7 protein-coding genes are annotated in these 5,095 nt (G+C 68.0%); 2 read left to right on the top strand and 5 right to left on the bottom strand.

The window, feature by feature from the left end; genetic code table 11:
- On the top strand, nucleotides 1-583 hold a 583-nt coding region (locus DI573_RS13850), incomplete at its 5' end, for an HNH endonuclease signature motif containing protein (RefSeq protein ID WP_292815488.1).
- A gap of 193 nt (nucleotides 584-776) precedes the next feature.
- Here the strand turns inward: DI573_RS13850 and DI573_RS13845 are convergent.
- The 5 genes from DI573_RS13845 to DI573_RS13825 all read right to left on the bottom strand — a co-directional run bounded on the left by DI573_RS13845 (nucleotide 777) and on the right by DI573_RS13825 (nucleotide 4,726).
- A complete protein-coding gene (locus DI573_RS13845; RefSeq protein ID WP_292815485.1) occupies nucleotides 777-926 on the bottom strand; it encodes a hypothetical protein in 150 nt (49 codons plus the stop codon).
- A 319-nt stretch (nucleotides 927-1,245) separates the two neighbouring features.
- Nucleotides 1,246-2,556, bottom strand: coding sequence for a wax ester/triacylglycerol synthase domain-containing protein (locus tag DI573_RS13840; RefSeq protein WP_292815482.1), 1,311 nt, complete (start codon nucleotides 2,554-2,556; stop codon nucleotides 1,246-1,248).
- A gap of 149 nt (nucleotides 2,557-2,705) precedes the next feature.
- Nucleotides 2,706-3,500 (bottom strand): helix-turn-helix domain-containing protein, encoded by a 795-nt coding sequence (locus tag DI573_RS13835; RefSeq protein ID WP_292815478.1) that lies wholly within the window; start codon nucleotides 3,498-3,500, stop codon nucleotides 2,706-2,708.
- A 60-nt stretch (nucleotides 3,501-3,560) separates the two neighbouring features.
- Complete coding sequence (locus DI573_RS13830; protein ID WP_292815475.1) at nucleotides 3,561-4,556, bottom strand: hypothetical protein; 996 nt, start codon at nucleotides 4,554-4,556, stop codon at nucleotides 3,561-3,563.
- On the bottom strand, nucleotides 4,553-4,726 hold the full coding sequence (locus DI573_RS13825; protein ID WP_292815472.1) for a hypothetical protein: 174 nt from the start codon (nucleotides 4,724-4,726) through the stop codon (nucleotides 4,553-4,555). Before DI573_RS13825 ends, DI573_RS13830 begins: the two co-directional genes overlap by 4 nt.
- Nucleotides 4,727-4,886: 160 nt before the next feature.
- Here DI573_RS13825 and DI573_RS13820 point away from each other — a divergent pair.
- Nucleotides 4,887-5,095 (top strand): hypothetical protein (locus tag DI573_RS13820; RefSeq protein WP_292815468.1); only part of this gene is annotated, 209 nt, incomplete at its 3' end.

The following is a 5,095-nucleotide window of genomic DNA, read 5'->3' as shown; positions in this document are numbered from 1 at the left end:
CACCGAGATGATCCTCACCCACCGGATCGACACGGAGACCGGTGAGGGGCTCGGCGACGGACACGGTGGACTGGCGTCGATCCGCGCGACGGTCAACGTCACCGTCCCGGCCCTCGCACTCGCGGGGGTGACCGACGACCCCGCAGAACTCGTCGGGCGGGCACCCATCGACCTCGACACCGCAAGGATCCTCGCGAAATCCGTCCCCGGATGGGAACGGGTACTCGCCGATCCGATCACCGGCGGGGTCCTCGCCGTCGACAGGTACACAAGATCCGCGGATCTGACCAGGCACTTGAGGGTGCGGGATCCGCACTGCAGATTCCCCGGATGCCGTATGCCCCCGCACCGCTGTGACGTCGACCACGGGCAGGACTTCGCCCTCGGCGGGGCCACCGATCATCGAAATCTCTGCGCGCTGTGTCGACGACATCATGTGCTGAAGGGCGAGACGCCCTGGCGCGTGAAGCATCATCCGGGCGGGGTGATCGAGTGGATATCCCCCGGCGGACTCCACTACGTCGACACGCCACCCCCGGTCACCGTCGGATTCGTTCCCGACGTTGAGGATGCGCCCTTCTGATCGCGGCCTCGAGGACGCACCCTTCTGAATCGCGGCCTCACGGACGCGCCGTTCTGATCGCGACGTCGAGGATGCGCCCTTCTGATCGCGACCTCGAGGACGCGCCGCACTAATCGCCTCGGGCCGGGTCCGAACTCGGCGCGAGTTCGCCCACGGTGTGCAGCGCGAGACGCTCCGACTCAATGTCGCGGCTTCAAGCGAGGTCGGGGCGATTCGGGCCGAAGCCCTCCGTGCGCTTCTTCTCCTTCTCGACGGGATCGGCAGACATGTCGGGGGTGAAGGACGTGTCGTCCGCGTCGGAATGCTGGGATTCGGGATCGGGAATCGGCTTCTTTTCATTCATGAGCCCCATCGGATCAAAGTCCAGACCGATCGTCACCCGCCTTGACATTGCTGCCAGCATCCATCACGACCCCCGGTGCACGGCGGACGCGGTTGCGCCTGCACAGCCGACTTTGTTGACTTGATCGGTATGGACAGAGAAAAGCCTCCGATCGAGCCCGGACCCGAACCCGACACCTCAGGCGCCGGGGTGCCCGATGACACCGACGAACGACACGGCACCGGACAGCACGAAACGCCCATGCTGGATGACGACGGCGACGTCGTCCATGAAACACCGCAGTAGCCGGTCACGAGCGTGTCTGGCAGATGTTGCGGTGTCACAGAACTTCGCCCAGCGCCGCCCGCTGCAGTTCGCGATACGCCTCGGCTACAGCTTCGGCGAGCTCTCTCACCCCCGGAGTCACGGTCGGATCCGTGCAGAACCCGATGCCCATCTGATCGGAATGCGAGATCGCAGCAATGCGCAGGGCATGATGCGGTGCGGGCTCCGACGAGGAGAACAAGCCCTCTACGCGGCGCCCGTGCACGGCGACCGGCACGCGCGGACCAGGCACGTTCGAGATCGCGACGCTGAACTCGCGGGACGTGTCGGTGATCCTGTGGGCGACAGCATCCACCAGCGGCACCGCTCCGAGAGCGTGGAAAAGCTCGTACAGCAGTTCCGGATCATGCGCTTGCTTCTCCATGCGGGTCCGTGCGCTGATGCGGTCGAGACGCTCCAGCGGATCGGTCGCTGCGAGCTCGAGATCCACGTTGAGGAACGAGTCCCGGTTGCCCGCTGTCGCAGGGTCTTCGTCGCGGCGGTGCAGGCTCACCGGAACCTGCGCGCGCAGGTCGAGCCCGTCCGCGGCATCGCCGAGCCAGGTCTGCAGCCCCCCGGCGACGGCCGCGAGGAGCACATCGTTGACGGTCGCATGCTCGGATCGAGACGCGCCGATCTCCCGGAGGGCGTCGAGCGGCATCGTCGCGAACGCCAGCTCGCGCGCACCCGTGACCGGCCGATCGAACGGCGAGCGCGAACCGGGATGACCCAGCTCTCGGGCGATCGCGGCGGCGAATCGCGCCCAGTCCCCTGCCCCGAGCGTCGGCGACGGCGCGGGCCGGGAGTCGGACGCCACGGAACGGGAGATACCGGCGCGTGCGGGGGTGTCATGCGGGTCGAGCAGGATCGCCTCGAGGAACCGCATCCCCGCGATCCCGTCGACCATGGCATGGTGCATCCTCGCCGCGATCGCCTCCCTACCATCGGCGAGCGGCCCGATGACATCCAGCGTCCAGAGCGGACGGGATCGGTCGAGATGCTCCGACATGAGTTCGCTCACGACGCGACACAGATCCTCGGACGTGGTGCACTCGGTGCCAGCGCGTCGCCGCACGTGTGCGGCGACGTCTACCCCGTCCACCGCCTCCCAGCGCGGCCGCTCGCCCGCGGCTCCCGCCACCACCCGCTCGAGCCCGCGAGGTGCATCCACGAGTCGAGCTTGCACCGACGCGCGCAGCGCCTCCAAATCGATCGGGGTCCCGGGACTCAGAACCATGAGCTTCAGCGTGTGGCCCGTGAGGACAGATGACTCCAGAGCGAGGATGCGGGCGTCGTCGGCAGACAGGAAGTCTCCGTCATCCGTCATGGCGTCAGCGTATCGGCGCTGGCTGTTGTGCCCGAGGATGCCCACTATGTCGCGGCTTCAGGCGAGGTCGGAGCGATTCGCCATGCTGAATGACGTCGGCGACGTCGTTCGCGAAACACCGCAGGAGTCGGCCCGCGCGGTGACGGTGCCTACTGCTCCAGGTCTCCAGCGGGATCCGGCCGCGGATCGACACCGAAGGCTCGCCGATAGTGGCGCACGAGACCCTGCTGCGTGAAGCCCCACCGGGCCGCGACATCCCCCAACGTCATCTCCCCTGGCGCCGCCTTCGACATCTGCCGGCGCGCAGCCTCCAGCCGCATGCGCCGGATGCAGGCGCGCGGGCTCTCCGCGGGTGAGGCGTGCTGCGAGAAGATCTGCCCGAGTCGCATGGACGAGACGCCCGCTGCGACGGCGACATCCTCGACCGTGATCGGAAGCCCGGCATTCTCCTCGATGAACGCCACCGCCACCCGATACGAGACCGCGGCGCCGCGCGAGGTCACGGAACGACGGGGCGTGGAGATCGGGCGAGGACCATCGAACCCCAGGTGCAGATCGGGATTGTCGAACGCCCGCCTGGCCAGGCGCTCGAGTTCGCGGGTGTCGAAGCGAACGGCGCTCACCTGAACCCGATCGACGTGCACCTGCAGCGGAACATGGGGATGGAACAGGATCGGGTCGCGTCCCAGGTAGCCCCGTTCGTCATCGACCTGCCAGTGATATCGATCCGGTCCCGTAACCACCGTGAACCCGTCGACGATGCCGCTGACAGACAGCTCACCGCCGAGCAGGACCGAACCGATGGAGAATCGCCGGTCGCCGACCGTCGAGACGCCGTAGTCCACGGGGCCCCGGATACTGAGCCGCCCGTAGCTCTGACGCAGATGCTCCACCGCGGCGTCGGTATCGCTCGTGCGGAAATCGACCTCGATCTGGCCGTCCATTGATTCACCCCCTAAGGAAGCAGGATGTGTCCATTCTGGTGGGCGCGGGCGCGGCGCAGATCAGCCGGCCGGTGTTGGTGACGGCTGCGGAGCCGGCGAGTACGTCACCGTCACCCGCATCGGCTCGGCGAGCACAATGACATCGGCGATCTCGGGACGAATGTTCAGGCGCCAGGCGCGGCATCCATCGGCGTTCGGGAGAGTCTGCACGACATAGGCATCGTCGACGACATCCGAGACGAGAACGAGATACCGCCCCTCCTCGTCGGCACAACCGCTCAGATCAGCCGAACCGGCGATCGCCGCCCACGCCTGCTCATCGGTCGGCGTGACGAACGCCACCTGCCCGATCTCGGCGGGCGGATCGCTCTCCGCCCGCGCGACGGTGGTGAACATGAACGCCACCGCGCCCAGCGTCGCCACCGCGACCGCCGCCCACAACGCGGGATTGTGCAGTCGCGCCTGCGTCTGCGAGAGCACATCCAGCTGCCGGATCGACGCGGCCCACTGCCGCAGATTGTCACGCTGCGCGATGCCATCCGCGAGCGCCTCGGCGGCGGGACCGCGGGATGCCGCATCGGCGACGCGCTCCTGCTCCTCGAGGAGCGGAATCAGCGCCTCCCAGTTCTTCAGCTGCGTGCGAAGCTCGGCGAGCGAGGAGATCCCCTCGGGCAGATACTCGCCCGGCGTCTTGGCGATCGCCGCCTGCGTGCGCGAACTGAGCGTCGACAACGTCACATAGATCGGCAGCGTCGCTCGAGTGACCATCAGGATCACGACGATGATCCCGCCCAGGCCGACGACCGCCGCGATGGCCGCCAGGATCGACTGCGCGTTGTCGCTCGGGTCTCCCCAGGTGAAGGGCAGACCCTTCAGCGCCGGGATGCCGCCGAAGATCGCTGCCGCGACCACACCGAGCGCCGTCGCAACCCACGTCGCGGCGTCGCGACTGGCCTTGATCGCCGCCGTCCACCTGTCGACGGACGGTGTGCCTGCCGTGGGGCTCGGGGCCGAGGTCGGAGCCGCCGCTGACGCGGGCGGCGCGGGCGTCGTCACTCGAGCCGACTGTCTGCGTCGAGCGGAGGCAGTCGCTTGTACGGGACGTTCGAGTCATCCCGCGTCGGATACCCGATGATCGGGCGCCAGACCGCGCCGGTCCACTCGTGCAGCACACCCGAGATCGTGCGCTTCTCGCCGACGCGGGTACCGGGTGAGAGGTCACTCATGCTCTGTCCTTGCGACGCTGCGGAGAACTGCCGGGCCTGCCACTGACGTGTGGGCGGGGCCGCCTGGAGCAAGGATCGCAACGTCTGGCCTGCGGGGCAAGGGGCGGGGGGGCCGGACCTTTCTTGGCGACAGGCCGCGATGCAGTGATCCGGTGACGTTATGCTCACGGGCATGCGAGACGGCGGGAGGCGGAGCACAGGGGAGGGATTTCCCCTCATCCCGCGCGGCGATAACCAACAAAGCATCACGGACGCCGTCGTCAGCGAACACCGTGACGACACGCTGGACCGCCCCGAGTCCTCCCCTCAAGGCACCGCCGGGCGGACGCTGGAGGGCGAAATCGACGAACCACTTCACGTGCGCGTGGT

This window comes from Microbacterium sp. (genome assembly GCF_003248605.1).
Lineage (GTDB): Bacteria > Actinomycetota > Actinomycetes > Actinomycetales > Microbacteriaceae > Microbacterium.
This window is presented reverse-complemented; position numbering and strand designations above follow the sequence as displayed.